The organism is Mangrovibacterium sp., from assembly GCF_041596335.1.
Lineage (GTDB): Bacteria > Bacteroidota > Bacteroidia > Bacteroidales > Prolixibacteraceae > Mangrovibacterium.
Map to the genome: position 1 here is coordinate 19,604 of NZ_JBFHIT010000014.1, position 26,582 is coordinate 46,185.

Below are 26,582 nucleotides of genomic sequence, written 5' to 3' on the forward strand. Positions count from 1 at the left end.
TTGATCACAATTAAGGGTTAAAACTCGTTTCCAAAGGATGAACGGACACAGCGGAATCCGATAAATGACTTAACAGAATCCTGGTATTCGTAACTACGTGTTGATGTCTGCACAAAGGATGCAATGTCTTTCCACGATCCACCGCGAACCACTTTTCGTTTCATTGTCGGTGGGTCATCTGGTTTGGCATTATATTCAAAATTTGGATTGAAATCGTGGACATACATGTAAGCAGATTCGTCGAAAGCAGTAATTGTCCATTCAGCCACGTTACCAGCCATGTCGTAAAGGCCGAATTTATTGGCATCGTAATTACCGACTTTCATGGTGGCCATACCTCCGTCTTCGATATAGTTCCCTCGAAGAGGCTTGAAGTTGGCCAGGAATTTCCCTTGTTCATTGCGGGTATAATAACCACCCCATGGGTACATGGAGACTTGTTTGCCGCCTCGGGCTGCGTATTCCCATTCTACTTCCGTCGGTAGACGATAGTCCTGCAATGGTTGTTCATTTTTACTCAAAAGGTATTCATTGTGCAGTCGGGTTCTCCAATGGCAGAAAGCTTTGGCTTGTGTCCAGGTTACACCTACAACCGGGTATTCATCGAATCCGGGATGCCAGAAGTAGCGGGTTGCCCAAGGTTCGTTGTAGGAGTAGGTGAAGTCGCGGATCCAACAAAGAGTGTCCGGGTATACATTCACCAAATCGCTAAAAACGAAGGAAGACCTGTTCTCGATTTGTTTCGAAGTTCCGGTCTTATCGTACACAACGCCATGATAACTTTGCGTTTCATAGTCGTACATGTTGGAGCGTTTGGCGGCTTGCTGATAATCAATCCAGTAGTAGGTGTAGAATAGCTTCCTCGAGTCAATCTCCTTCTTGTTGAAGATTCGGTCGTTTTCAGGATAATACAATGGTTCAAGGGTTTCCATGTAATCCGGATTGTCCCATTCCAAACGTTCATCCCAATTTATGCGAGGCGGATCAAGTGGATTACCGTCCCGGTCTTCCGTGATTAGGAACTCAGGGAATTGTTCTCCCAACATCGTTCGGGCGATAGAGTCGCGTACGAAGTTGATGAACTGGCGATATTCGTTGTTTGTGATTTCTGTATCATCCATCCAGAATGCATCTACAGAAACGGTTTTTGTTGGTGTTTGAGACCAACTTGCATCCTGATCGCTGGGACCTACATTCAGGCTACCACGGTGAATAAATGTCATTCCGTAGGGAGCTGGCTCGAACCATTTTCCTCGCCCGGTTACACCGGTAAGTTCGCCATTGCTTCCCGACTTACTACAGCTAATCATCGACAGGAGCAGAAAGGTCATGATGCACAGAGAGCGTATTTTTTTCATAACGATGATATATGTTGCTTACTTTTAGAATTCTTATAAATAACGAACACTTTTATATTTCTTATTTCTGTTCTTTTGGACTGCAAATGAATAGCTTAAATACAATTCATGCGATCCTGAGCTATATGCTCCAAGAGCAGATGTTGTTAAATCGTATGCATAACCGGCCTTCAATCCGTTTTGTAATTCAACATTGAAGGAGAATAGCAATCCATCTCCAATTCGGTAACCAATTCCGGCTGTAAATCGCTCATTATAGGTTACATCTGCGTTTAGGTCAAGTTGCGATCCTGCCAGATCAGTCTTGTACAAGACAGATGGTTGCAAAGAAAATAACGGATTAGGCGTCTGAATAGTATATCCACCGGTAAAATAATAATGGCGGGTATAAAATGTATAAGCGTCATCCGAGAACGTAATCTTAGCCTGGTTTATGTGAGTCACCGATATTCCTGCAAAATAATTAGTCGATTTCAGAAATAAACCAAAACCAATATCAATAGCTACTTGGCTGACACTGCCTGAGGGGAGAAGTCCATCATTGAGGTTGTGGTAACTGCTTCCACTTGGAACGTACCAGTCACCATCGATTGCTTTATTGAATATACCTAATGATGTCCCAATTCCTAAATCTCCAAAATTAGTTTGACCCTGATACGCGTAATTGAGGTTTACCAATGTATTGTTCTCAAAACCAAGTTCATCCCTAATTATATTCAGGCCAATGCCACTCTTAACTCCCAGTATCTCAGTTGATGATTCTACACTGAATACCATTGTTTTCGGAGCGCCTTCAATGCCACTCCACTGGTATCGGTTCAGAATCAAGCCTGAAATGGCACGGCTGGTTCCTGCAAATCCCGGATTGTAAATTAATCTAGCTTGCTTATAGAAGCTGAATTGCGGATCCTGCTGTGCTTTTGCGGCTAAGTTAGATATTATTAACAAAAATAAAAAGCAAATTTTATTTTTCATAAACGGGCTAATATTGCCTTTCTATAGTACATAAATAAGCAACCGTAAAGTACAATTAGCCTATTTTCAGCACATTTTATTGTGTTATGCACTTTCTTGAACGCACTAATTGTTTAGTTTATTTTGCTAGTTGATTTAATTTTCGAATGTTTCTCCACCATCGGTCCGGAATTTCGTACCGCGCTGCCAGATCGTAATCTTCTTGAGAACACGGGAAAACATGATCGCTATCGTCGTTTTGATTGTAGACTTTCATCCACCATCGGCCGGTTTTTCGGCTTTGGTAGAAGGTTAGCGGTAGATCGATGTCGTCCATCTCGATGATGAATTCACTAAATTCGTGCGGTTTGTTTTCCGGATCTTCAACAACTTTAAAATAAAAGCCTTCCAGGAAATGCCACACGATTTGGGCCATTAGTTTTGAGCTTAGTTGGTTTCTGTCAAGAGCCGGAACCAGATTGAAAAAGCCAGCCACTTTCATTTGGTCGGCCATTCCGGCATAATGAGCAATCTGGCATGCTTCCTCGGCATACAAGCCATTAGGTGAGCCAAAGTATTGTCCCGGAGCTTCAATTTCACGTACAGCGTTTAAATCGAAGCTGCAAATATCGGCAGCTCGCATATAGGGTTCAATTTCGGCCATGTTGTAGCGTATTTCGCCAAGTCGCTTTATGCTGGAAGTGAGGTCGGTGAGTTGGCTCAGCTCCAGTGCATCGGTGAAATAGTTTTGGTGACCAAGGGCTACGTGAGAAAAAAGATTCGGTCGTTTCTCAAAAATATAACTCAGGTAATTTTCAGAGTCAATGGTTTTACTGCCTTTTTGAAAATCAAGTTTTGGATCGATTGTAATCAGATTGAAGTATTGATCTTCGAATGCTTTGCTTATTCCGAAGGTGAGGTCTTGCGAACCACCAAGTATGACCACTGTTATTCCGGATTCTAAAAAATACTGGCAAACATCCTTGAGGGCAAAATAGGTATCGTTTACATTTTTACCAACCTTTAAATTCCCGAGGTCGAGAATTTTGTGCCGGGATGCGATGCGGTTTAGGCCATAGAGTTGTTCCCTGATTTTGTCGGGCGATGCCGCGCTCCCGCGACTGATCGCATTGCGGTCTTCTTCAACTCCGATTAGCACGATTTTAGCCTTTTGAACCGGAAGCTTCTCTTGATTTTTTTCCAGCAGCGTTTTAAGCGCATACTTTTTCTGCGCCCATTTTGGAAGGGCGAATCCGGTGAAATCGACCGGGTCAAGGTATAGTTCGAGGTTCATTGGTGTTTATTTTCTGTGCTTGAAATGAACAGGTCCGGTAAAATAACGGGCTTCGCGGTAGTTTGCGAATCGGGTTAAATTCCCGGATCAAATTTGTTGTATATCAGCGGATGAAATTAGTCTTTTCAATAAAAAAGGCAAACAAGATAATTGTTTGCCTTCGAATTATTTTTTCCGACCTTTTCTTGGTGCGGGGCCTGCCTCTATAATTTTCATGCAATCTTCCAAGCTTAGCTGGGTTGCATCGGTTCCTTTCGCAATTTTGTAATTTTTCTTTTTATAAGAAATGTAGGGACCCCACCGGCCATTTAAGATGCGAAGTTCCGGTTCTTCATCGAAGGTTTTAACCAACGCGTTTTTATCTTTCTCACGTTTAGCTTCAATTAATTCAATTGCACGCGGAAGTTCGATCGTGTAGGGATCATCGACATTCTTCTCGAGCGATACAAATTTGCTGTCGTGCCGAACATAGGGGCCGAATCGCCCAATTGCCACGACAACTTTTTTGTCCTCGTATTCACCCAGATCGCGGGGAAGTTTGAATAAATCCAATGCTTCTTCCAGCGTGATGGTTTCCAGGATCTGTCCCGAGCGTAAACTTGCGAATTGTGGTTTTTCGCCTTCTTCGGTTGCTTCACCAAGTTGGGCTAATGGTCCGTAACGGCCAATTTTAACCGACACGGGGAGGTTTGTCTTCGGATCAATCCCTAACTGGCGTTCACCGTTTGTGCGCTCCGAAACTTCCAGCGCGTTTTCAATATGTTGATGGAATGGTTTGTAAAATTCGTCGATAACTTCATTCCAAACGCGTTTTCCATCGGCGATTTCATCGAATTCGACTTCAACACTGGCGGTGAAGCTAAGATCCATCACCTGTTCGAAATATTTCATCAGAAAGTCGGTTACAACCATGCCGATATCGGTTGGGAACAACTTTGATTTCTCGGCTCCTGTAGTCTCTGTTTTCTCTTTTTCCGTCAGTTTGCCTTTGTTCAGGCTTAATTGCGTGAACTGGCGTTCAACACCCGGACGATCTTCTTTAACTACATAGCCACGATTTTGGATGGTGGTAATTGTAGGGGCGTAAGTTGAAGGACGTCCGATACCTTGCTCTTCCAGTTTCTTTACCAAACTGGCTTCGGTGTATCTGGGCGGTTTTTGACTAAAGCGCTCCGTTGCTTCAATTAGATCGGTTCGAAGAATTTGTTTCACCTTAACCGGAGGAAGTAAACTTTTAGCATCACTGCTGTCATCTTCATTATCGGTCGATTCGAGGTAAACACGAAGAAATCCGTCAAATTTGATGACTTCTCCGGTAGCCTGAAATAGCTCGCTGGTGTTGGAAATTTGAATTGAAATGGTTGTGCGCTCCAGTTCGGCATCGGCCATTTGTGAAGCGATTGTTCTTTTCCAGATCAATTCGTACAGCCGTTTTTCCTGGTTGGTACCCGAAACTTCTTCTTGATCCATATAGGTTGGACGAATCGCTTCGTGGGCCTCCTGCGCTCCTTTCGACTTAGTGGTATATTGGCGGAATTTGTGATATTTCTCGCCGTGCGAATTCAGAATTTTGCTCTTTGATGTTTGGATCGCCAGGTCAGACAGGTTTACCGAGTCGGTACGCATATAGGTAATCTTTCCCGATTCGTAGAGGCGTTGGGCAACCGACATGGTTTGCGAAACCGAAAATCCCAGTTTGCGGCTGGCCTCCTGCTGCAGGGTCGAGGTTGTAAACGGTGCTGCCGGTGTTCGCTTCGATGGTTTTTTCTGAATATCGCCAATGCTGAATTCGGCCGACTGGCATTTTTCTAAAAACTTCCGAGCCTCCTCTTTTGTCTCGAAGCGCTTATTCAGTTCGGCTTTCAGTTCTGTTATATTGCCATTTTCATCAGGCACCAGGAATGCAGCAGTAACACGGAAGGCTGAGCTGCTTTCGAAATTGATGATTTCGCGTTCGCGTTCAACAATTAAACGCACCGCAACTGACTGTACCCGACCGGCAGAAAGTGATGGTTTTACTTTTTTCCAGAGAACCGGTGAAACTTCAAAGCCTACCAATCGATCAAGTACCCGGCGAGCCTGTTGCGCATTAACCAGATTTAGATCAATCGGTCTGGGGTTTTGCACGGCTTTAAGAATGGCTTCCTTTGTAATCTCGTGGAAGACAATTCGTTTCGTTTTCTCTGGTTTCAGTTTTAGTACTTCCTGAAGGTGCCAGGCAATGGCTTCTCCCTCACGGTCCTCATCGGATGCGATCCATACCAGTTTCGCTTCTTTGGCTAATTTCTTTAACTCGGTTACAATCTTTTTCTTGTCGGGCGAAACAACGTATCTAGGGATGTAATTGTTTTCGAGGTCAACCCCGCAATCCTTCTTTTCGAGGTCGCGAATATGTCCCATGCTTGACGTAACCAAAAAATCTTTTCCAAGAAATTTTTCGATTGTTTTAGCTTTTGCGGGAGACTCAACGATGACCAAATTATCTTGCATAATATCCTCCAGACTATAAAAATTTCTGCAAATAAAAGAAAATGTCGGGCGAACATCAAATTTTAGCAGAATAAAATTTGGAGCTATATATCTTTGAAAATGATTATTTTATTGGTTCAGATGCCTTTTATAGACTGCTTGAACGGGATGGAATACGTCGGTGCTATTGGTTTGATGAACTGACTGTTGAACCCCATCTGTATGGCTTCAGCCGATGGTCTTCAATGGATGGTTTGAATGCTGTTTAAAGTGATCAAAACATGGCTTAAAGAAAGGTTGAAATAATAGTTTTAATCCTTTCGTTATATTTGTCGCGTAACATTCAAATTACCTTTGATGAAAAACAATAAGTCGGGATTTAGAAAATACGTTGTTGGATTCTGGATGATATTTGCAATTGGCGTTTTGTCCGTTTTATCCATGTTCTACCTTATTGCACAAGGAAAGCTGGGGGAAATGCCCTCGTTCAAAGATCTTGAAAACCCACAGAGCTTATTGGCTTCGGAAGTGATATCTCGCGACAATGTGACTATTGGACGCTATTTCCGCGAAAACCGGACGTTTGTCACCTATGAGCAACTGCCTGAAAACCTTGTAAACGCGTTGCTGGCAACTGAAGATGTTCGGTTCTATAAGCACTCGGGCATCGACCTCAGGGGATTGGGACGCGTGGTGAAAGGAATTATGACCGGAGATAGCAGCAGTGGGGGTGGAAGTACTCTGAGCCAGCAGTTGGCAAAAATGCTGTTCCCGCGGTTGGATATGGAGAGCAAACTCGATCTGGTGATGCGAAAATTTAAGGAATGGGTGATTGCGGTTAAACTTGAGAAAAGTTATACCAAGGAAGAAATCATTACCATGTATTTAAATAAGTACGATTTCGTGAATCTGGCGGTGGGGATTAAATCGGCTGCCCGGATTTATTTCAATACCGAGCCTGATTCGTTGACAACAGAGCAGTCGGCCATGTTGGTCGGAATGGCTAAGAACGCCGCTTTGTTTAACCCGGTACGTCGTCCCGAATTGACAAAAAATCGTCGAAATGTGGTGTTGGCTCAGATGCAGCGATATGGTTATCTCTCGAAGGCCGAGCGGGATTCGCTATCGGCTTTGCCGATGGATTTGGAATTTACCCGAGAAGACTTTAAAGAAGGATTAGCTCCTTACTTTCGCGAATATTTGCGCATTACGATGGGAGCCGGTAAGCCGGATCGATCGCGATATGCCTCGTGGCAGACTGTAAAATATAAAGAAGATTCGGTCGCATGGGAAAACAATCCCCTGTATGGCTGGTGCAAAAAGAATTTTAAACCCGATGGTACGAATTACGATTTGTATGAGGACGGACTGAAAATTTATACCACGATCGATTCGCGGATGCAGTCTTATGCTGAAAAGGCTGTTGAAGACCATCTGAAACTGGATTTGCAACCGGCATTTAACCGGCATTTAAAACGGTTGAGAAATCCACCGTTTTCGAATGATATGAGCAAAGACGATGTTCAAAAGCTGATGAACTTATCGATGCATCAAAGTGAGCGGTACCGTGTTTTGCGTTTGCAAGGGAAAAATGCCAATCAGATTAAAGCGAATTTCAACGAGAAAATTGAGATGACCGTTTTTACCTGGAAGGGTGATCGCGATACAATTATGAGTCCGATGGATTCAATCAAACATTATCTGAGTTATTTACGCACATCGTTTATGGCGATGGATATCGAGTCGGGGCAGGTACGTGCCTACGTTGGTGGTCCCAATTACCGCCATTTTATGTATGATATGGTTTTGGGTGGAAAACGTCAGGTGGGATCAACAGTAAAGCCTTTCTTGTACACACTGGCCATGCAAAACGGATTGTCGCCATGCACCAAGGTGCCCAATGTAAAGCAGCAGTTTATTTTGGATGATGGTAGAGTTTGGGAGGCAAAAAACTCCGGGAAGTCGGATTACGATGGCCAGATGGTTACTCTAAAATGGGGATTAGCTAATTCGGTGAATCAGATTTCGGCATGGGTAATGAAGCAGTTTAATCCACAGTCGGTAGCCGATGTTATGCATCGAATGGGGGTTTACAGTTACATCGACCCTGTTCCGTCTATGTTTCTCGGAACTTCGGATATTAGCCTTTACGAAATGGTGGGAGCTTACGGTACCTTTGCGAATAAGGGGGTTTTCACTCAGCCTATTTTTGTTACCAGAATTGAAGATAAATACGGAAATACGATTGCAACTTTCCGTCCTGAACGACATGATGCGATTGATGAGCAAACAGCCTATCTGATGATAAACCTTCTACGGGGTGTTGTTGATCATGGAACCGGGACAAGATTGCGCTGGCATACGGTGTACGGTAAAATAGAAGGACCAATTGCCGGAAAAACAGGAACAACACAAAATCATTCTGACGGTTGGTTTATGGGTGTTACTCCACAACTTGTGGCAGGAGCCTGGACCGGAGGAGATTTGAGAAGTATACGTTTTGACGATATCTCTAATGGGCAGGGCGCTAACATGGCCCTACCGGTTTGGGGACGCTTTATGAAGATGGTTTATGCCGATCCGAGTCTAGAATATAAACCCGATCAGGAGTTTGAAAAACCGATGAATTTTATCATGGATTTGGATTGTGATGACGTGAACGGTGTAAGTACCAAACCGGCTGAATTTGATGACTTCTTTTAATTAAGTTGGTATGAAAATGAAAAAGCCCTGCTGTTCCAACTGAACGGCAGGGCTTTTTTTTTGAGTGCGCAGGTTCTGTTAGTCGTTCAGATACCGGCGGGTAATGTCGCTGTAATTTTCGATCCGTCTATCGCGAAGGAATGGCCAAATTCGGCGAACATCTTCTGATCTCGAAAGATCAGCTTTCACCAAAAGGTTTTCCTCTTTGGTGTGGCTTGTAACAGCTAAAACTTCGCCTTGCGGACCGGCTACAAAACTATTTCCCCAAAACCGGATTCCGGCAGAACTTCCCGAAGGATCGGCTTCGTGCCCAACCCGGTTTACGCTGATGACCGGAATACCATTGGCTACGGCATGCGAACGTTGAATGGTGATCCAGGCATTTTGCTGGCGGGTTTGTTCTTCTGCTGTGTCGCGGGGATCCCAGCCGATTGCCGTCGGGTAAATCAGCATTTCGGCTCCCGCCATAGCCATTAGTCGGGCGGCTTCCGGATACCATTGATCCCAGCAAACCAATACGCCCAGCTTGCCAACCGAAGTTTGAATCGGGCGGAAGCCCAAATCACCGGGAGTGAAATAAAATTTTTCGTAGAAGCCCGGATCATCCGGAATGTGCATCTTTCGGTATTTCCCGGCCACCGAACCGTCTTTCTCAAACACTACTGCCGTGTTGTGATATAAGCCCGGAGCCCGTTTTTCAAATAATGATGTTACCAGTACAATGGCATGTTTTTTAGCCAATTGGCTGTAGTAGTCGGTCGAAGGTCCGGGAATTGGTTCTGCCAGGTCAAACAGATCAACATCCTCGGTCTGACAGAAGTATAAACTATTGTGTAGCTCTTGCAGCACCACTAATTGTGCTCCCTTCGAAGCACAATCGGCAATGTTTTGAGCCAATTTGGTTTTGTTTGCCTCCAGGTTGGCTGTGTTGCTTTGTTGGATTAGTCCAACAACGATTTCTTTTTTCGCCATAATCAAATTAAATAAAATTAGAGAATTCCCTCGGGAAACTGCATACTGATACAATGAATTGATCCGTGTTGTTTTATCAACGGAACACTATTTACCGGAATGATCTCGCGATCGGGAAACAGGCTTTGTATGATGTTCACGGCTTCATCGTCTTGTTTCACCCCATAAACCGGAAACAAAACAGCACCGTTTATGATCAGAAAGTTTGCATATGTGGCAGGCAGTCGTTCTCCATCCTCGTCGTAAATGGCGTCGGGGAAGGGCAGGGGAACTAGTTTGAACGGTTTTCCGTTCTGGTCGGTCAACTCACGAAGTTGCTGTTCCATTTTTTGTAAGGCTTCAAAATGAAGGTCCGATTGATCATCGCATTTCACATAGGCAATGGTATCCGGACTGCAAAACCGAGCCAGGGTATCAATATGGCTGTCCGTGTCGTCGCCAGCCAAAAAGCCATGATCGAGCCAGAGAACCTTTTCGGCATGGAAACTGCTTTTTAAGAAGAATTCAACCTCTGATTTGCTCAGGTGTTCGTTCCGGTTTTTCGATAGCAAGCACTCGCTGGTGGTCAGTAAACAGCCCTCGTTGTTGCTTTCTATAGCACCTCCTTCAAACGTAAAATACGAATAGTCGGCCATTGGTATTCCGGGGTGGAAAGCTGCTTGCCGGTATAAATTCCCGTTGATTTGATTGTCGTGACAGGCCGCAAACTTCATTCCCCAACCATTAAACCGAAAGTTTAGCAGGACGGGTTCCGATTTTTCGATGATGGTCAGCGCAGCATGGTCGCGAGCCCAGGTGTCGTTTACAGGCATCTCGTAAATTAGTAGCCCTTCGTGTTTTTCCTTGAGGAAATCGGGCAAATCACTTTTATTACGACATACAATCAGTAGTTTTTCCCGCTCGAGAATCGCCCGGGCTATTTGTTCGTAAACCGGAACCACTTCGTCCAGTATCCCGCACCAATCAGTTTGCGCGTCGGGCCAGGCTAATTGCACCCCACTTTGAGGTACCCACTCTGCCGGTAGAAAATTTCCTTCCAATTTCATGTGCCAAAAATATGCAAAAAGAAATTAGCAACTATTTCAGAGATGAAAAACAATTGCTTCAATTCTTTCGATTGCAAGCAATGTGAAATTTTCGTCCGGAATGAATTCATCGTGTAAAATAAATTTTGATTTCAGTCGGTGGTGTTTTAATTTTAATCGAAATAGAAGAATTAATCCTGTTAAAGTCTTAATTAAATTCAAAATAATATGAAAACATTGAAAAAGGGAATTGCTTTACTACTTGTTGCCGTGCTCTTGTCGGGTTGTTACGGCAGTTTCAAGTTAACCAGAGCGTTGTATGAATGGAACGGAACCGTTGGGGATAAGTTTGTGAATGAGTTGGTTTTTCTGGCATTTGTAATTGTGCCTGTATATGGAGTTGCCAGCTTTGTTGACGCGGTCGTTTTAAACTCGATTGAGTTTTGGGGCGGCACCAACCCAATGGGGATGAACGATGGCGAAAAAGACCAGAAGTTGGTAGAGATTGACGGGAAAACTTATCGGTTGACTGCGGAGAAAAATAAGATGACCATTGAGGATTTAAAGGACTCAAAACAGAAAACAGAAATGATTTTCAATGATGAGGACAATAGCTGGTATTTGGTGAAAGGCAAGAAACTGCAAAAACTGGTCAATGTTGAAATTGAGGATGGTCAGGTTGTTTCGTATCACCTGTTTTATCCCGATGGAAGTGTGCAGGAAATTCAGCCAGGATTTGATCCGGTTGCTATGCAGCAAGAAGTTCAAGGATTGAACGTTTTAGCTTTTCAACCCTAATACAGGGGTGCTATTTAAATAAAACAAGGAGACTGTCCTCAATTGAAGACAGTCTCCTTTTTGTTTGTTAACCAATTAGGCCGAAGTAGTGCATAGCGGCTTTTAGGAGCATTAATCCGCCAATCACGATAGTCGTTCCTGCCAGCAACCAAATAAAATCCTTGTTGCTTTTTTTCGGTGCATTATTTTGAGCTGTTGTTTCCATTTTAATTTCGTTTTTATTGTAATAATTGAATATCTACGCTAGTCCGGAGCGTTGCATTACCGCTCGTTTCGTAAAACGAGAAGTCGGACCTAAACGAAAAAGGGAACAACTAACGAAGCAGGGCATGTCCTCTGATAAACAGGGGGACAGGTGCCTCGTGGTCATGCAGATAATAAGTTAGACGAATGTTTTTCCGGAGCAGGTAGTTTTTGGGTGGAACCTGACCGCGAAATAAGTTTTGAGGTTGAAATCGGCTGTAGTCGGAAAACGATTGTAAATTGCTGCTTTCGTTTATTCGAATGAACAACGGAGCATGGTCGGTTGCTTTTTGCCAAGTGCATTGTTCTACATGGCTGCCGGTGTTCGCAACATGTGGTTTGGTATGCTGGATGCGTTCCGCAAATACGGAATGGCCCAAAAGCTGAAGCAACAGTAGGAATCCGACAATCCGAACAATCATTTTTTACAAGCAATATAGTTGGGACGAATATAGCGTGAATTTGAATGAAAGCTTCCGATGCCGATAAATTTATTTTCCGGGTTAATGCCTGTTTTAAAGGAACGTAAAGTGCAACTTCAGCAAGTTGTTTTGCCAAGTCGGGACAATGTCTTTTTTCTTATAATGACTGGGGATCGGCAAAGAAAAAGGCCCCGAAACTATCGGAGCCTTTTATATTATGCTGCTGATTGTGAAAAAACTTCATTGAGTAAATCCGGGTACATTTCACCGAAATTCTCATAACACCATTTAATTAATTCATTTAGTTCCTTGGAGTCCTCAACCCAGTTTACACATTTCGAAAGCTCTTTTCGAAACAGGTCTCTGCTGAAACTAACCTTGGGTAGGATCACTTTTGCATACTCATTCATGGTCTGAACATTTTAATTTTCTAGTATAAATTTAACAGGTTGAAGACTTTTTTCCTATACAAAGAGTGAGGTTCTAACAATGTTTAACACGAATAGAAGTGTCTGGTGCGTTTTAATCCACTGTAAAACAATACTCTTTAGGGGCCGATTATTACTTCTTGTTATTAAACATGAAACTTTTTAATTCAGACCAAAGTAACGGCAGCTAAATTAAACACCCTTTACAAGTTGATTAACAAAAGTTGAAATTTTATTATCTAAACTTCCTTCATTCGCTAATGCTTTCACAAACGCACTTCCAATTATTGCTCCCTGGGCGTAATGGCAGGCATTTTCGAAGGTTTCCCGGTTCGATATCCCAAAGCCGATTAGTCGGGGATTGGTTAATTGCGCTTTGTTAATTCGTTCAAAATATTCTTTTTGGAAATCGGAAACATTGCTCTTTGCTCCGGTTGTAGATGAACTTGAAACCATGTAAATAAACCCATGAGAAGCCTCGTCAATTTGTTTTAACCGCTTATCAGAGGTTTGTGGGGTGATGAGCAGGATGTTGTGCAAATTGTAGCGCGTGAATACCTCCCGATAGTTTTCCTGATATTCGTTCATGGGAAGGTCGGGAAGAATAAGGCCATCAATTCCGACTTCGGCGCACTTCTGGCAAAATGGTTCCAAGCCGAATTGCAAAACCGGGTTGAGGTAGCCCATCAAAATAAGCGGGATTTGCACTTTTTTGCGGATATCCCGTAACTGCTCAAAAAGCTTCTCGATGGTCATTCCGTTCTTCAATGCCACCAGACTGCTGTTCTGGATCACCGGGCCATCGGCAACCGGGTCTGAGAACGGCATCCCGATTTCAATCAAATCGACTCCGTTTGCTACCAACTTTTCAATAATTGAAACAGTGTCGTTAAGTTGTGGATATCCGGCTGTAAAATAAACGGAAAGGATGTTTTCCTTTTTATCGTGAAAGAGTTGATTAATTCTGTTTTTCATGATGATGATTTTTGTGAGTGAACGATTGAGCAGTTGAACTTTAGTCACCTGCTCAATAAATCCTGCTCAATAGCCAAAATGATTTAAATACGTTTCCATGTCTTTATCGCCACGGCCCGAAAGGTTTACTACATTGATGTCTTCCGGTTTCAAATTTATTTTTTTCAATGCAGCCAGCGCGTGAGCTGATTCCAATGCCGGAATAATTCCTTCCAGCTTAGTGAGTTCCAGCGCGGCATCTAGCACCTCTGTATCTGTTGCCCATAGGTATTTAGCTCGTTTGGTAGCAAACAGGTTGGCATGCATGGGGCCAATTCCGGGGTAGTCCAATCCGGCAGAAATGGAGTACGGTTCAACAATTTGTCCGTCTTTTGTTTGCATCACATACGAACGGGAACTGTGCAGAACACCTGGTTTACCCAAGGTTAGCGTAGCGGCAGTTTCGTCGGTATCAACACCTTTCCCGGCAGCTTCAACGCCAATCAACTCAACACTTTCGTTATCGAGGAAGTGGTAAAAAGCTCCGGCGGCATTACTACCACCCCCAACGCAAGCTAAAACTCGGTCTGGTAGTTCGCGGCCAAGTTGCTCGTCGAGCTGCCATTTAATTTCTTCGCTAATCACCGACTGGAAACGGGCCACCATGTCCGGGTAGGGATGAGGCCCAACAACAGAACCGATAATGTAATGGGTGTCAACCGGGTTGTTGATCCAGTCGCGCATGGCCTCGTTGGTTGCGTCTTTGAGGGTCTTGTTGCCTGATTCGGCCGCAATTACCTCAGCGCCCAGCATGCGCATTTTTTTTACGTTTGGAGCCTGGCGTTGAACGTCCAAAGCGCCCATGTAAACAATGCATTGCATCCCCATCAGCGCACAAACGGTGGCGGTAGCCAGGCCGTGCTGACCTGCTCCGGTCTCCGCGATAATACGCGTTTTTCCGAGCGATCTGGCCAGTAAGATTTGCCCAATCGTATTGTTGATTTTGTGCGAGCCTGTGTGATTCAAATCTTCCCTTTTTAGGTAAATATGACTTTGATAACGCTCCGACATCCGTTTGGCGTAATAAAGCGGCGACGGTCTGCCAACATAATGCTTCAACAGGTTGATAAAGTCTTGTTTGAAATTGTAGGAATTAATAATCTCCATGTATTGTTCCTGCAATTCTTCAATGTTGGGGTGCATCATTTCTGGAATGAATGCCCCGCCAAACTCGCCGTAATATCCTTTTCGGTTAACTTGATAGCTCATATTTTTTGTTTTTTTAATTTCTCATTTTTTCAATGAATTCAGCCACTTTCACTACTTCTTTGAAGCCCGGCTCGGTTTCAAAACCACTATTAATGTCGACTGCAAACAGCCGGTTGAAGTCTAAAGACAAGAGGTCTGGACAATCGTTTGGTTTAATTCCGCCACTCAAAAAGAAAGGGGTGTCCAAACGGTAGTTTTTCAAGATCTGCCAGTTGAACTTTTCACCTGTTCCGCCGGGTAATTTACCTTTTGTGTCGAAAAGAAAATAATCGACGTTTCCCTGGAAGGGGTTCAGCTGGTCGAAGTTAAAGTCGTTACCAACGGAGAACGCCTTGAATACCTTTAGCCCCGACTTTTTTATCGCCATGCAGTCGGTAGCCGTTTCAGATCCGTGCAGCTGGGCAACTTCGAGTTTGTATTTGTGGCAGATCTCCATTACGGTTTCTGGTTTTTCGTTAACAAATACGCCAACTTTCCGAACGGAGTCGGGTACCCGGCTGAAAATTGCAGCGTCGGGTGTGTTGCCGACAAACCGCTTCGATTTCGGGTAAAAGATAAACCCGATATAATCCGGATCGGAAGCGCAGATCGCATCGATATTTCCGGGATCGCGCATGCCACAAACTTTTATTTTTAGACTGCTCATGTGTTTTTGATTCGTATTGTAAGCGGCGGCCTCCAAGTCACCTGCTCACTGGTTTTACAGGCGTTTAATAAAATCGATACAGGCTTGTGCCGGATTGTCGGTTTTCATGAAGTTTTCGCCCATTAAAAAACCTTCGTACCCGTTCGCTCGCAGGTAATGAATGTTTTCAACCGATGAAAGGCCGCTTTCAGAGATGCGGATCATATCTTTCGGAAGTAACTTGCCCAAACGAACCGAAGTTTCCACATCAACTTCAAAGGTCTTAAGGTTGCGGTTGTTCACCCCAACTAAATCAACCAATGGATTCAATTTTTCAATTTCCTCTTCGGTGTGGACTTCAACCAATACCTCCATTCCAAGTTCTTTCGCCAATTCGGTGAGTTTCAGCATTTCTTCTTTGCTTAAGCTAGCCGCAATAAGCAGAATGAGGTCCGCGCCATGCGCTTTTGCCTCGTAAATTTGGTACGGATCGAGCATGAAGTCTTTCCGTAGTATTGGTGTTTTGGGATTGGTAAAACGAGCTTTCGCCAAATTTTCGAATGAGCCACCGAAATAGTTCCGGTCGGTTAATACTGAAAGGCCACATGCCCCGGCAGTTACGTAGCCGGCAGTAACTTCAGTCACTTCAGCCTGATCGTTGATAAGACCTTTAGAGGGCGACTTGGTTTTAAATTCGGCAATAATACCACTGGCGCCAGGTTGGCGTAAGGCAGCTTTCAGCGAATTGGTTTGGCGGTTGAAAAAAGGTGATTTTTTCAAGTCGTCAAGACTTATTTTTTCCTTTGCTTCGGCAATTTCGCGTCTTTTGTTGCGATTAATTTCGTCGAGTATTGTCATGAGAAAATTTCAAATTTCAGATTTCGGGTCGGAAGCTTATTTTGCTGCCATTAGTTTAGTAAATACGTCCAATGCTTTCTTGCTTTTTAGTGCTTCGCTTGCTTCAGAAACACAGTCGGCCAGTGACTTTTGCGGACAGATGCATTTTATGCCCAGCGCTGCATTGGCAATGACCACATTTTGTTGAGCCTCGGTGGCTTCGACTTGCATGATGTTTTTGAAGATCCGGGCAGCATCTTCCACCGAGTTTCCACCCGAAAGTTCTTCCGGTTTTAAGGTCGCAAAGCCAAAGTCGGCCGGAGAGAGGTTGTCTTCAATACCATTTTCAATATAACGGGTGTCGCCAGTCAACGACACTTCGTCGTAACCATCCAAGGCATGGACGAGCAGGTAATTCTGGTTTCCGTCTTTGAATACCTGATTATACAAATCCATGATTTGAAGGTCGGAAACGCCCACAAGTTGGTTCTTTGGCGAACATGGATTGATGATTGGCCCCATCATATTGAATAGTGTTCGCACTTTCAGTGCGCGGCGCACCGGTCCAACGTTTTTCATGGCCGGATGAAAGAGTGGCGCGTGAAAGAAGCAGATCCCGATTTCTTCCACTTCGCGACGAAGTTTGTCAAGGTCGTTGCTGAATTGGTAGCCGAAATATTCGAACATATTCGATGCACCACTAACCGACGACAAGCCGTAGTTGCCGTGCTTTGTAACTTTGTATCCGGCGCCGGCCAAAACAAAACAACTGGCCGTTGAAATATTGAAGGTGTTTTTGCCATCGCCACCGGTTCCAACCACATCGATGGTGTTGAATTCCGAGAAATCGACTTTGACGCAAAGGTTCAACAGCGCTTCGCGAAAACCCGCCAATTCTTCCGCGTTTACCGGGCGCATCCGATACACTGTTAAAAATGACGCGATTTCGGCTTCCGAAAAGTGGCCTTCAGCGATTTTTGTCAATACTTCGCAGGCTTGTTCTTTAGTTAGTGGGTTTCCTGAAAACAGGAAGTTTAAGGTATCTTTCATCTTTCAAATTCATGTTTTTAAAATTCACAACCAGTCTCTTGTCTGAGGGCTCCGTTTTTGCTCTAGTTTTTTAACCAGTTGGCAATCAGTTTTTCGCCCAACGGCGTCAGCACCGATTCGGGGTGGAATTGAACGCCTCGCACATCGTATTGTTTGTGTTTGAGCGACATGATTTGTCCGTTTTCATCAAGACTGGTTACCTCCAGGCAGTCCGGTAATCCTTCGGCATCAACAATCCACGAGTGGTAGCGGCCGACGTCGAATTTGTCGGGAAGTCCTTCAAACAGAATCGGGTCGGGCGAAGTTACACAAATTGGCGTTGCTATGCCATGTAAAACATGACTCATGTTGGTTAATTTAGCGCCAAACGACTCGCCGATAGCTTGATGGCCCAGGCAGACACCTAGCATGCTTTTCTTTGGAGCAAATTCTTGAATGATCTCCATGAGTAAGCCGGCTTCTGTAGGAATTCCGGGGCCGGGCGAGAGGACGATTTTATCGTATTTTTCAAGGTCGCTCAATTGCAATTCGTCGTTGCGAATAACGTCAACCGGCAAGCCGGATATTTTTTTGATGGCATGCACCAGATTGTAGGTGAATGAATCGTAATTATCGATGATGACTATTTTCATATCAGCAGAGTTATAATTCTTTGGCAATTTCGATGGCTTTTTTCAGTGCAGCCAGCTTGTTATTTACTTCCTGTAACTCGTTTTCTTCAACCGATCCGGCAACAATTCCGGCTCCGGCCTGATAGAAGAGGGTGTCTCCTTTTGCTAAAAACGAGCGAATCATGATGGCATGGTTCAGGCTATTATCGAACCCGATGAACCCAATTGTTCCGCCATAATAGCTGCGGCGTTGGTTTTCGTAGCGGTCAATCAGCGTCATGGCCATGTGTTTAGGAGCACCCGAAAGGGTTCCTGCCGGGAACGAGTTCCCCAAAACCGAAACCATATTCGTGTCTTCGGGCAGTCGGCCCGAAACTTCGGATACCAGGTGAATGACATGGGAAAAGTATTGCACCTCGCGGTAGTTGTCAACCCGCACATCATCGGCATTTCGGCTGAGGTCGTTACGGGCAAGGTCAACCAACATCACATGTTCGGCATTTTCTTTTGGGTCGGCACATAGTTTTTCGGCCAGTATTCGGTCTTGTTCATCATTTCCGGTTCGGCGAAATGTTCCGGCAATTGGATTGATAATCGCACGGCCCTTTTTGATGCGTAGCTCGGCTTCGGGGCTCGAGCCAAAAATGCGGTAGTCGCCATAATCGAAGAAAAATAAATAAGGCGATGGGTTCACTGTTCGAAGGGCTCGGTACAGCTGAAATTCATCGCCTTTATACTTTTGAGAAAACTGCCGGGAAAGGACAATTTGGAATACATCGCCGCGAAAGCAATGTTCCTTGCCTTTGGTTACCATGTTGCGGTATTCGTCGTCGGTAATATTCGAAACTTCATCGCCTACGGTATCGAAATTGGTTGTTGGGAACGACAGGTTTTTCAATAATGATTCAATTTGGCTCATCTCGGCGGTTTCTCCTGCCGGGAGATTTTCGATAATCGAGATTACATCTTTCGAGTGGTCGATTGCCAGAATGTATTTGTAGAAATGATACTTCACCTCAGGAATGGCATAGGCCTCTTTTTTCGCTGCTGTGATTTCAATCTTTTCGAAGTATTTCACCGAGTCGAAACTCAGATAGCCAAACAGTCCGTTTGCCGGAACATCTTTTACATTACCCGATAGTTGGAACGATTTGTAGAAGTTGTTTAATTCGCGGGCAACGGTGAATTGGTCTTCAACCTTAATCTCTTCTTTGGTAATGCCGGGATAATCAATACTGATCAGTCCGTCGTTTACTTCAAAACCGGCCAGTGGTTTGATGCAGATAAATGAACAGGCATTTTCGTTGCCGTGGTAATCGGAACTTTCCAGAAGGACGGAACCCGGGAACAGATCGCGAAATTTCAGGTAAACACTAACCGGAGTAAGTGTGTCTCCCAGAATTTTCTTGACATTAACTTGAACTTGAATCGGTTTCATATGGTTATTTTTTCAATTTGTACAGTTTAAAACAAAAAAGCGGCTTACCGTGTCCGATAAGCCGCTTCTTCATACATGTTTGACATGACAGTTACGCCTCTCCACGGTATTGTGAAAAGTTATTGCGCCACCACCAAATTGTTGTCATTCTTGTATGCATGTGTATATTTTTTAAAATACCAATATGGCTATAAACTTCTCGTTATCAAGAAGACCCCACCACGGAAGCCATATTGTATTTATTCAGTATGTCTGAAAACGAGTTGTAAAAGAATAAAATATTTCAGTTAAAAGCAAATTAAAAAATCAATTTGATTTTTAGGCTACTTGTATTGATTAAATAATGTTTACAGAAAAAGACTGTTATAGAGTATGTTTTGAGTCGAAACTAAAGAAAGAATCGATGCGTATCACAGGGTACAGCTTTGCAGTTCATTTATTCTTTTTTATCATTATTTATTGGGGTTGATTGGTTGAGTAACTGCAAAGTATGAAAGGTAATTTTAGTTGTTTGTTTGGAGGTAAGCGGTGGATCTTTTTCCACCGCTTTTTTCATGTCGGATTTTATCCTTGTTATTGGAAATTCTCCAGGCTTTATTTCCTGATTTTATTTGTTCGGTACATCAATGTTTACAGGGAGGTTCTCGCCGCGCTTTGTGATTAAATTGGTTGCTTCGTAGAACATTTTCAGTACGGGCATTTGACCCACTTCGTCCGAAGTTCCCATAAGCTCGATGGATACCGTCCGGTTAGGAGGCAGAACGATTTCTTTTGGGCAAGAGAACCCAACAGACGGTTGTCGTTGCTTCAATTTGAACGGAATATCGCTGTTGTTATAAATCTGGAGGTATTTGATGTCCTGATTTTGCAGGTTTAGTTTTTTGCTTTTTAGCTGAATGGAGTTGATGAAGATGGGGGTAAGAAAACGACGGTCGGCGATGAGTGTGTCGTTGAACAAAACAGCTGTTCGGTAGTCCATCATAGCCGCTTTTACTGCTGTTTCAGTTTTGTCGAGCGCAAATACCAGGGTTATCGGTCGGGTCTGGCCGTTGCCCGAAAACTCCTGCCCAATTGGTTCGTGAATGTTGGAGTTCCCGAGGATGATCATGTTTTTTTCCTGTGCCCATTGCAGTGCCTCCGGGTAGTATTCACTATGGCTGTATATTTCAATGCCTTTCAGTATTCCGGCATTTAGCAGCCGGGTATGTTCGGGCCACCATTGGCTGCGGTCGGGTTGTTGTATTTTCGATCCGGGATGAGTCCAAAAAACAAATGCGCCCTGCTCTTTCGCTTCCACGCAAGCCTCCCACCAGTCTTCACGTTCCAGAAGGTTGGCATTTTTCACAAAAATTGCATTCAAATGTCCGGGAGGCATATTTCGGGTAATTTCAACACCGCGAACCAGCAGAATACCCATTTGGTCGGCCAGGGGTTTGGCAACTTCAAAAGCCCGGTTGTGATCGGCATCCATATCGCCCGAATGGGGTTGATATTCGATATGATCAGTGATCGAAATCACATCCAGACCTTCATTCCAAGCCTCCTGCACCCGCACCGTTGGCCATACATCGCCATCCGAAAAAACGGTGTGCATGTGAAAGTCGCATTTTAGAGTTTGGTATCCCAGAATATCTGGAATGCGAATCTCCCGGCGACTTTGTGCCGTTGCTGAGTTGAATACAAATAAAAGAAACAGGAATGAAATTAGGCCGTTTGTTCGATGGATATTCATAAAAGCAATTTTGGCGCAATTTATATAAAAGCTTTGGTTTGATTGAATTAGCGCCGATAAAATTGCCTTCTGTGGGGCGTTATTTCACTTTTTTGAAGGATTGGCATCGCCTGTGACCTGATTCGGAAGCCCGACTTCGAAGCTTGATCGTCGGTTTCGAAGTACGAATCAACTGGTTTTTTGTTTTTTTTGGCACTCTGTTTAAAATGTTATCTTGCCATAAAATAAGCCGTTAGCCGAGATGAGAGTATTTTTTATTTGTTTGTTATTCAGTATTTTGATGTCGATACAATTAAGTGCCAAACAGAAAGAAGCGGGTTTGAGTGTCGTTCCGAAACCGAACTCGATGACGCTTTTATCGGGCGAGTTCACTCTAAATAGAAACGTTCGGGTAGTTTTTCCAGAAGAAGCGCTGGCTCCGGAAGCGGCTTATTTGAAAGCTGCACTTTCGGAGGCATTGGGTGGGCCGCTTTCGGTTTCGGTAGCTGCCGGAAGCCCAACGATTGTCCTTCAGCTCGATTCCGGTATCGCCGGCCATGAAGCTTATTCCATTCGTTCCTCTGCCGATGAGTATAAAATCACAGCGAAAACGTCAGCCGGAATTTTTTACGGAATTCAAACATTTCTGCAGTTGATACCGGTTTTGGAAGCGAACATCCTTCGTCTTCCTCTGGTGACCATTAACGATGAACCTCGGTTTGAATGGCGCGGAATGCACCTCGATGTGTGCCGGCATTTCTTTTCGGTTGATGTGGTTAAAAAGTTGATCGACCAAATGGCGCGCTATAAATTAAACACCTTCCACTGGCATCTTACGGATGATCAGGGGTGGCGCATCGAAATAAAGAAATACCCATTGCTGACGGAGGTTGGCGCATGGCGCGATGAAACCGTTGTTGGACATGTGGCTGATTATCCGCATAAATTCGACGGACAAAAACATGGCGGATTTTATACCCAAGAAGAAATTAAATCGGTTGTGAGCTATGCGCAGCAACGCCATATAACGGTTGTTCCCGAGATTGAAATGCCGGGGCATGCACAGGCGGTTTTGGCTGCCTATCCAGAGTTCGGCTGCTTTAACGATACGATGAATGTATGGCCCCTGTGGGGCGTGTCGGAGAATGTATTTTGTGCCGGAAAAGAATCAACTTTTGAATTTTTGGAGGATGTTCTGGATGAAGTGATTCCACTTTTCCCCGGAGCTTATGTACATGTTGGTGGCGACGAGTGTCCGAAAGTGAACTGGGAAAAATGCCCGCTGTGCCAGCAACGTATGAAAGACGAAGGATGTAAGGACGAGCATGAGTTACAGAGTTATTTTATTCAACGAATGGGGCGATACCTGACGAAAAATGGCAAAAAGCTGATTGGTTGGGATGAGATTCTTGAAGGTGGCCTGCCCGAAAATGCCGCGGTAATGTCGTGGCGTGGCGAACAGGGTGGGATTGAAGCGGCGGAACTTGGGCACAAGGTGGTGATGACACCTACCGGTTGGTGCTATTTCGACTATTACCAATCGATCGGCAATAACGAACCACTGGCGATTGGTGGATTGGTCGATTTGGCCAAGGTTTACAGCTATAATCCGGTTCCCGAACATCTTGACACCGCTAACCAAAAGCTAATTCTAGGCGCTCAGGCCAATCTTTGGACGGAGTATATGCCGACTGTCGAACAGTTGGAATACATGATTTACCCTCGGTTGTGCGCATTGTCGGAGGTGCAATGGACCCTGCCTGAGAACAAAAACTTTGACGATTTTAAGCTGCGATTGGATGAAAACTATCTGCGTATGTCGAAGGATGGAATTCATTTCAGGATGCCACCACCGGAAGGCTTGAGTCCGGTGCAGCTCTATCAGTCCAACAAAGCAGTAGTTATGCTGTCGTGTGCTTCGCCATCCGCCGAAATACGTTTTACAACCGACGGAAGCGAGCCTACCAAATTTTCGAAACGTTACACCGGCCCGTTAAAATTAAAATTGAATGGCGACCGGACCATAAAGGCGGCCAGCTTTCTAAAGGACGGAACACGGAGTCGCACGCTTACATCGGTATTGAAAAATCGAGAACTGAAACCGAAGGAATTGAACGACCCGAGGATGGGACTCAACTATCGGTTTTACGAGGGGCCTTTTCGTTCGTTTGCCGAAGTTGGTGGCGAACCGATTAAAGCAGGAAAGGTCAACTGGCTGGTTATTCCATCCGAAATTATGGGCAAGCAAAAAGGCTGGGAGTTCGACGGCTATCTGTCGGTGCCAGCCGACGGCAGCTATTATTTCCAGCTCAACAGCAACTGTGGTTCGGGCTTGTACATTGGTGGCGAATTGGTCATCAACAACGATGGGATGAGTTACGATTGCAGAAGCTCTGCTGAGCTTGAACTGAAAGCTGGTTTCTACCCAATTCAGGTGAACTATTTCAATTCCATTTATGGGCAAAGTATTCGCCTTTTCTACAAACGCCCCGGAAGCGATGAGCTCGAAGTTTTCCCCGGTGAGAATTATTTCCGGGATTAATCGCGCTTTCGGGTTTTCATAGTTGCTCGTTGCGGTACATTCGTAACGTGTGACTTTTACGAGGCGAGTTCTTCCTCTAAATTTTAGGGAGTGTAGTTCGATTGAGTTTATAAACTCAATTTACGGGATGCGGGTTGGCGATTTAGCCCTTCTTCATTCCCGGATTTTGCATTGGTTTTACCACAATCTCGTGGCGGCAGTTCAAACAGATATAAATCTCGCATCCGGTACAGGCAAAGCAATTGCCGCAGTCGCGTTCCAGTTCATCTTTCATGTACTGGGTTCCGCAGTTCGGACAAATAATGTGTTCGTCAGTTGGCATGGTTTCGTTTTTGGCGTCCAAAAAGATAAGCAATTCCTTTCATAAAACCGAATAGTAACACCAGGGTGAAAATGATGGATGCCCCCGAAGGTATGTCGGCATAAAACGAGAAGAGCAGGCCGGCAAAAGAGCCTACAAAAGCAAAGCCAACCGAGTAAAGCATCATCATCCTGAAATCGTGTGTGAACAGGTTGGCGGTTGCTTGCGGCAGGGTAAGCAACGACATGATGAGGATGATGCCCACCACGCGGATGTTCATCACAATAGTCACCGCGATGAGGCTAATCAGAATATAATTGATCAGGTTAACGGGCAGGCCGGTTGTTTTCGCAAATTCTTCGTTGAAGGCTACGTACAGGATGGCCCGGTAAAACAATACGAAAAAGGCAACGAGAATGAATGAAAGGGCTGCCATGAGCCAGATTTCGGTGCTCGATACGGTGAGGATACTTCCAAAAAGGTAGCTCATGAGGTTTGGCGCGTAGCCGGGCGACAGGTAAATGAAAATAATGCCAATGGCCATGCCCAGCGACCACCAAATGGCGATCGACGAATCTTCGCGCAGGCGTGCCGTCCGGGTGAAATATTGAATGCCCAAACCCGAAAGTACAGAGAATACCGCTGCTCCGAGAAGTGGGTTGAGCCCCAGAAAATAGCCAATGCCAATTCCTCCAAACGAGGCATGGGTAATGCCACCGCTGATGAACACAATGCGTCGGGCAACAATGTATGTACCTACAATTCCACAGGTGATAGCTGCAAAAAACGATGCCCAAAAGGCATTCATAAAAAAGTCGTATCGAAACAAATCAATGATGGTGCCCATGGTCGTGCTTATGTTTGTCGTGAAGGCTTAATACGGTGTGTGGAATGTCGCCGTGGGTAATTATTTGCAACGGACAATTATACGATGCCAGTTGCTCGGTGCTGATAATGTTGCTCGGGTGATAGTGCAGTGAGCGATTCACGCAGGCAATGGTTTTTACATAGTATGAAATGGTGCCCACATCGTGCGATACTAATATAATCGCCATTCGTTTGTTCAGCTCTTTCAATTTGTCGTACAGTTCGCTCTCAAACTGGTTGTCTACAAATGTGTCGGGCTCGTCCAGTACCAGTAGTTCAGGGTTATTCATTAGCGAACGGCAGAGGAACACCCGTTGCATTTGTCCGCCCGAGAGTTCGCCAATGGCTTTATCGCGCAAATGCAACACACCCATTTCTTCGAGTAAATGTTCGGCGTGGCTAATTTCAGTTTTATTTTGGCTGAAAAGGCTGAAGCTGCGTCGGTCGGTTTTTCCCGAGCGCACCACATCGAGCACCGAAATCGGAAAACGTTTGTCAATTTGGTTAATTTGCGGAAGGTAGCCAATCCGGGTTTCGGGAATGTGAAAAGTGATGTCTCCCTTTTCCGGTTTTACCAGACCCAGTAATGCTTTTATCAACGTTGTTTTGCCGCCTCCGTTCGGGCCAATCACGCCCAAAAAGTCGTGTTCCGCAATGGCCAGATTAACGTTTTTCAGTACCACTTCGTGGTCGTAGCTAACGGTGAGGTTTTTTATTTCGAGCAGTTTTGTCATTCCGGTTGTTGGGTGCTTTCATTCGGGTTGCTGGTCGTTGCGTGCAGCCACTATTTTACTGCAATTGTTCTGCATTGGTGATTTTTGTCGCGATCGTTCGCAGTTCATCGGCCCAATTTCATTCAGCGGATCAATCTGTATAACTTCGCCGCCGATTTCACGAGCCATTTGGCGCGCGTTTTCCATATTAAATTCCTTTTGCACAAAAATGGCTTTTATATTTTCATTTTTGGCTATTTCAGCCAATTCTTTCAGGTGTTTGGGCGAAGGTTCCTTGCCGTCGATCTCCATTGCCACTTGCTCTAACCCGTATTGGCGAGCCAAATAGGTAAGCGAAGGGTGAAAAATGAGGAACTTTTTCGATGGCAATTTTTCGAATGTGGCTTTCAAATCGGCATCGAGCGAGTCAATTTCAGTTTGAAAGCGGTTGTGGTTCGCCAGCAGCAACTCGCGGTGTTCGGGCAATACCTGAACCAGTGCTTTGTAGGTTTCGTTCACCAGCTTTTTCACTTCGTCGGGCGCCGACCAAATATGCGGATCAACACCATGCAGATGCACATGGTCGCCATGCACTTCTTCCTTGCCGGCAATCCAATCGGCTTGAGCCGAGCTGTCGAAGTATTTTAGGTTGGGGTTGCTTTCCCGTATTTTGTCGACCCATCCTTCTTCGAACCCAATTTTCCCAATTCCAATCCAAGCCAGTGTCGACGAGAGGCCGGTCATTTGCGAAGGCATAAGTGAGTACAGTTCGGGGCTGGCACCCGGCGGCACCAATACGTTAACCGTAACCAGGTCGCCGGCTAGTTGTTCTACAAAATATTTCTGAGGCAAAATAGTTACTGCAATGGTTGGTTTGCCCGATTTTGTTGGGCCGGAGCAGGCCATCGAAAAAATGAAAATAAAGGCGAATAGTTTTCTCATAAATGTTTCTTGTGTTGTCAAATCTCGATCAAAGATAATAAGTCGGTCGGAATAAT

At 44.7% G+C, this 26,582-nt stretch carries 24 protein-coding genes; 3 read left to right on the forward strand and 21 right to left on the reverse strand.

Going from position 1 to position 26,582, the window contains the following annotated elements; genetic code table 11:
* Positions 1-17 precede the first annotated feature (17 nt).
* From ABZD21_RS07100 to topA, 4 genes are all read right to left on the reverse strand, one after another.
* Positions 18-1,358, reverse strand: a complete 1,341-nt coding sequence (locus ABZD21_RS07100) for an SUMF1/EgtB/PvdO family nonheme iron enzyme (protein WP_372773944.1) — start codon at positions 1,356-1,358, stop codon at positions 18-20.
* Between the two features lie 33 nt (positions 1,359-1,391).
* Positions 1,392-2,333, reverse strand: a complete 942-nt coding sequence (locus ABZD21_RS07105) for a type IX secretion system membrane protein PorP/SprF (protein ID WP_372773945.1) — start codon at positions 2,331-2,333, stop codon at positions 1,392-1,394.
* Between the two features lie 118 nt (positions 2,334-2,451).
* The gene (locus ABZD21_RS07110) at positions 2,452-3,606 is read right to left on the reverse strand and encodes an arginase family protein (RefSeq protein ID WP_372773947.1); all 1,155 of its coding nucleotides are present in this window, start codon (positions 3,604-3,606) and stop codon (positions 2,452-2,454) included.
* A 165-nt stretch (positions 3,607-3,771) separates the two neighbouring features.
* Positions 3,772-6,096, reverse strand: a complete 2,325-nt coding sequence (gene topA / locus ABZD21_RS07115; RefSeq protein ID WP_372773948.1) for a type I DNA topoisomerase — start codon at positions 6,094-6,096, stop codon at positions 3,772-3,774.
* 336 nt (positions 6,097-6,432) lie between these two features.
* Here topA and ABZD21_RS07120 point away from each other — a divergent pair, with 336 nt between their 5' ends.
* A complete protein-coding gene (locus ABZD21_RS07120) occupies positions 6,433-8,778 on the forward strand; it encodes a transglycosylase domain-containing protein (protein ID WP_372773949.1) in 2,346 nt (781 codons plus the stop codon).
* A 78-nt stretch (positions 8,779-8,856) separates the two neighbouring features.
* Here ABZD21_RS07120 and ABZD21_RS07125 read toward each other — a convergent pair whose 3' ends face one another.
* Both ABZD21_RS07125 and ABZD21_RS07130 read right to left on the reverse strand, forming a co-directional pair.
* Entirely contained in the window at positions 8,857-9,750 is an 894-nt protein-coding gene (locus ABZD21_RS07125) for a carbon-nitrogen hydrolase (protein WP_372773950.1), read from the reverse strand.
* Positions 9,751-9,767: 17 nt separating this feature from the next.
* The gene (locus ABZD21_RS07130) at positions 9,768-10,796 is read right to left on the reverse strand and encodes an agmatine deiminase family protein (RefSeq protein WP_372773951.1); all 1,029 of its coding nucleotides are present in this window, start codon (positions 10,794-10,796) and stop codon (positions 9,768-9,770) included.
* Between the two features lie 207 nt (positions 10,797-11,003).
* Between ABZD21_RS07130 and ABZD21_RS07135 the strand changes: the two genes are divergently transcribed.
* The gene (locus ABZD21_RS07135; RefSeq protein WP_372773953.1) at positions 11,004-11,573 is read left to right on the forward strand and encodes a DUF3332 domain-containing protein; all 570 of its coding nucleotides are present in this window, start codon (positions 11,004-11,006) and stop codon (positions 11,571-11,573) included.
* Positions 11,574-11,640: 67 nt separating this feature from the next.
* On the opposite strand, the gene ABZD21_RS07140 is transcribed toward ABZD21_RS07135, so the two are convergent.
* The 11 genes from ABZD21_RS07140 to ABZD21_RS07190 all read right to left on the reverse strand — a co-directional run bounded on the left by ABZD21_RS07140 (position 11,641) and on the right by ABZD21_RS07190 (position 21,182).
* Positions 11,641-11,778, reverse strand: coding sequence for a hypothetical protein (locus ABZD21_RS07140; RefSeq protein ID WP_372773955.1), 138 nt, complete (start codon positions 11,776-11,778; stop codon positions 11,641-11,643).
* A gap of 109 nt (positions 11,779-11,887) precedes the next feature.
* A complete protein-coding gene (locus tag ABZD21_RS07145; protein WP_372773957.1) occupies positions 11,888-12,238 on the reverse strand; it encodes a hypothetical protein in 351 nt (116 codons plus the stop codon).
* Positions 12,239-12,453: 215 nt separating this feature from the next.
* Positions 12,454-12,648 (reverse strand): hypothetical protein, encoded by a 195-nt coding sequence (locus tag ABZD21_RS07150; protein WP_372773958.1) that lies wholly within the window; start codon positions 12,646-12,648, stop codon positions 12,454-12,456.
* Between the two features lie 210 nt (positions 12,649-12,858).
* Positions 12,859-13,641 (reverse strand): tryptophan synthase subunit alpha, encoded by a 783-nt coding sequence (gene trpA, locus ABZD21_RS07155; RefSeq protein WP_372773960.1) that lies wholly within the window; start codon positions 13,639-13,641, stop codon positions 12,859-12,861.
* 66 nt (positions 13,642-13,707) lie between these two features.
* Entirely contained in the window at positions 13,708-14,889 is a 1,182-nt protein-coding gene (gene trpB / locus ABZD21_RS07160; protein WP_372773961.1) for a tryptophan synthase subunit beta, read from the reverse strand.
* A gap of 13 nt (positions 14,890-14,902) precedes the next feature.
* Positions 14,903-15,535 (reverse strand): phosphoribosylanthranilate isomerase, encoded by a 633-nt coding sequence (locus ABZD21_RS07165; RefSeq protein WP_372773963.1) that lies wholly within the window; start codon positions 15,533-15,535, stop codon positions 14,903-14,905.
* A gap of 54 nt (positions 15,536-15,589) precedes the next feature.
* The gene (gene trpC / locus ABZD21_RS07170; protein ID WP_372773964.1) at positions 15,590-16,372 is read right to left on the reverse strand and encodes an indole-3-glycerol phosphate synthase TrpC; all 783 of its coding nucleotides are present in this window, start codon (positions 16,370-16,372) and stop codon (positions 15,590-15,592) included.
* A gap of 36 nt (positions 16,373-16,408) precedes the next feature.
* Positions 16,409-17,401 carry an anthranilate phosphoribosyltransferase gene (gene trpD / locus ABZD21_RS07175; RefSeq protein WP_372773966.1) on the reverse strand — a complete coding sequence of 331 codons (993 nt, stop codon included), beginning with the start codon at positions 17,399-17,401 and terminating at the stop codon, positions 16,409-16,411.
* A 62-nt stretch (positions 17,402-17,463) separates the two neighbouring features.
* Positions 17,464-18,033, reverse strand: a complete 570-nt coding sequence (locus ABZD21_RS07180) for an aminodeoxychorismate/anthranilate synthase component II (RefSeq protein ID WP_372773968.1) — start codon at positions 18,031-18,033, stop codon at positions 17,464-17,466.
* Positions 18,034-18,043: 10 nt separating this feature from the next.
* Complete coding sequence (locus ABZD21_RS07185; RefSeq protein WP_372773970.1) at positions 18,044-19,450, reverse strand: anthranilate synthase component I family protein; 1,407 nt, start codon at positions 19,448-19,450, stop codon at positions 18,044-18,046.
* A gap of 607 nt (positions 19,451-20,057) precedes the next feature.
* On the reverse strand, positions 20,058-21,182 hold the full coding sequence (locus ABZD21_RS07190; RefSeq protein WP_372773971.1) for an Sb-PDE family phosphodiesterase: 1,125 nt from the start codon (positions 21,180-21,182) through the stop codon (positions 20,058-20,060).
* Positions 21,183-21,462: 280 nt separating this feature from the next.
* On the opposite strand from ABZD21_RS07190, the gene ABZD21_RS07195 reads away from it, so the two are divergent.
* The gene (locus tag ABZD21_RS07195) at positions 21,463-23,703 is read left to right on the forward strand and encodes a family 20 glycosylhydrolase (RefSeq protein WP_372773973.1); all 2,241 of its coding nucleotides are present in this window, start codon (positions 21,463-21,465) and stop codon (positions 23,701-23,703) included.
* Between the two features lie 142 nt (positions 23,704-23,845).
* On the opposite strand, the gene ABZD21_RS07200 is transcribed toward ABZD21_RS07195, so the two are convergent.
* The 4 genes from ABZD21_RS07200 to ABZD21_RS07215 are packed head-to-tail and all read right to left on the reverse strand — an operon-like array spanning position 23,846 to position 26,526.
* The gene (locus ABZD21_RS07200; RefSeq protein WP_372773974.1) at positions 23,846-24,025 is read right to left on the reverse strand and encodes a hypothetical protein; all 180 of its coding nucleotides are present in this window, start codon (positions 24,023-24,025) and stop codon (positions 23,846-23,848) included.
* Positions 24,015-24,851: a metal ABC transporter permease gene (locus ABZD21_RS07205; protein WP_372773976.1), complete on the reverse strand. Its 837-nt coding sequence runs from the start codon at positions 24,849-24,851 to the stop codon at positions 24,015-24,017. Before ABZD21_RS07205 ends, ABZD21_RS07200 begins: the two co-directional genes overlap by 11 nt.
* Positions 24,835-25,605, reverse strand: coding sequence for a metal ABC transporter ATP-binding protein (locus ABZD21_RS07210; protein ID WP_372773978.1), 771 nt, complete (start codon positions 25,603-25,605; stop codon positions 24,835-24,837). The genes ABZD21_RS07205 and ABZD21_RS07210 overlap by 17 nt, the downstream gene beginning before the upstream one ends.
* An 18-nt stretch (positions 25,606-25,623) precedes the next feature.
* Positions 25,624-26,526, reverse strand: a complete 903-nt coding sequence (locus ABZD21_RS07215) for a metal ABC transporter solute-binding protein, Zn/Mn family (RefSeq protein ID WP_372773980.1) — start codon at positions 26,524-26,526, stop codon at positions 25,624-25,626.
* Positions 26,527-26,582 lie beyond the last annotated feature (56 nt).

Bases quoted from the DNA above. Each gene is read 5' to 3' on its own strand.
- ABZD21_RS07120 (WP_372773949.1), top strand. From the start codon at position 6,433: ATGAAAAACAATAAGTCGGGATTTAGAAAATACGTTGTTGGATTCTGG.
- topA (WP_372773948.1), bottom strand. From the start codon at position 6,096: ATGCAAGATAATTTGGTCATCGTTGAGTCTCCCGCAAAAGCTAAAACA.
- ABZD21_RS07185 (WP_372773970.1), bottom strand. From the start codon at position 19,450: ATGAAACCGATTCAAGTTCAAGTTAATGTCAAGAAAATTCTGGGAGAC.
- ABZD21_RS07210 (WP_372773978.1), bottom strand. From the start codon at position 25,605: ATGACAAAACTGCTCGAAATAAAAAACCTCACCGTTAGCTACGACCAC.
- ABZD21_RS07140 (WP_372773955.1), bottom strand. From the start codon at position 11,778: ATGGAAACAACAGCTCAAAATAATGCACCGAAAAAAAGCAACAAGGAT.
- ABZD21_RS07110 (WP_372773947.1), bottom strand. From the start codon at position 3,606: ATGAACCTCGAACTATACCTTGACCCGGTCGATTTCACCGGATTCGCC.
- ABZD21_RS07150 (WP_372773958.1), bottom strand. From the start codon at position 12,648: ATGAATGAGTATGCAAAAGTGATCCTACCCAAGGTTAGTTTCAGCAGA.
- trpA (WP_372773960.1), bottom strand. From the start codon at position 13,641: ATGAAAAACAGAATTAATCAACTCTTTCACGATAAAAAGGAAAACATC.
- ABZD21_RS07130 (WP_372773951.1), bottom strand. From the start codon at position 10,796: ATGAAATTGGAAGGAAATTTTCTACCGGCAGAGTGGGTACCTCAAAGT.
- ABZD21_RS07215 (WP_372773980.1), bottom strand. From the start codon at position 26,526: ATGAGAAAACTATTCGCCTTTATTTTCATTTTTTCGATGGCCTGCTCC.
- trpB (WP_372773961.1), bottom strand. From the start codon at position 14,889: ATGAGCTATCAAGTTAACCGAAAAGGATATTACGGCGAGTTTGGCGGG.
- ABZD21_RS07105 (WP_372773945.1), bottom strand. From the start codon at position 2,333: ATGAAAAATAAAATTTGCTTTTTATTTTTGTTAATAATATCTAACTTA.
- ABZD21_RS07100 (WP_372773944.1), bottom strand. From the start codon at position 1,358: ATGAAAAAAATACGCTCTCTGTGCATCATGACCTTTCTGCTCCTGTCG.
- ABZD21_RS07200 (WP_372773974.1), bottom strand. From the start codon at position 24,025: ATGCCAACTGACGAACACATTATTTGTCCGAACTGCGGAACCCAGTAC.
- ABZD21_RS07205 (WP_372773976.1), bottom strand. From the start codon at position 24,851: ATGGGCACCATCATTGATTTGTTTCGATACGACTTTTTTATGAATGCC.
- ABZD21_RS07165 (WP_372773963.1), bottom strand. From the start codon at position 15,535: ATGAGCAGTCTAAAAATAAAAGTTTGTGGCATGCGCGATCCCGGAAAT.
- ABZD21_RS07125 (WP_372773950.1), bottom strand. From the start codon at position 9,750: ATGGCGAAAAAAGAAATCGTTGTTGGACTAATCCAACAAAGCAACACA.
- ABZD21_RS07190 (WP_372773971.1), bottom strand. From the start codon at position 21,182: ATGAATATCCATCGAACAAACGGCCTAATTTCATTCCTGTTTCTTTTA.
- trpC (WP_372773964.1), bottom strand. From the start codon at position 16,372: ATGACAATACTCGACGAAATTAATCGCAACAAAAGACGCGAAATTGCC.
- ABZD21_RS07180 (WP_372773968.1), bottom strand. From the start codon at position 18,033: ATGAAAATAGTCATCATCGATAATTACGATTCATTCACCTACAATCTG.
- ABZD21_RS07145 (WP_372773957.1), bottom strand. From the start codon at position 12,238: ATGATTGTTCGGATTGTCGGATTCCTACTGTTGCTTCAGCTTTTGGGC.
- ABZD21_RS07135 (WP_372773953.1), top strand. From the start codon at position 11,004: ATGAAAACATTGAAAAAGGGAATTGCTTTACTACTTGTTGCCGTGCTC.
- trpD (WP_372773966.1), bottom strand. From the start codon at position 17,401: ATGAAAGATACCTTAAACTTCCTGTTTTCAGGAAACCCACTAACTAAA.
- ABZD21_RS07195 (WP_372773973.1), top strand. From the start codon at position 21,463: ATGTCGATACAATTAAGTGCCAAACAGAAAGAAGCGGGTTTGAGTGTC.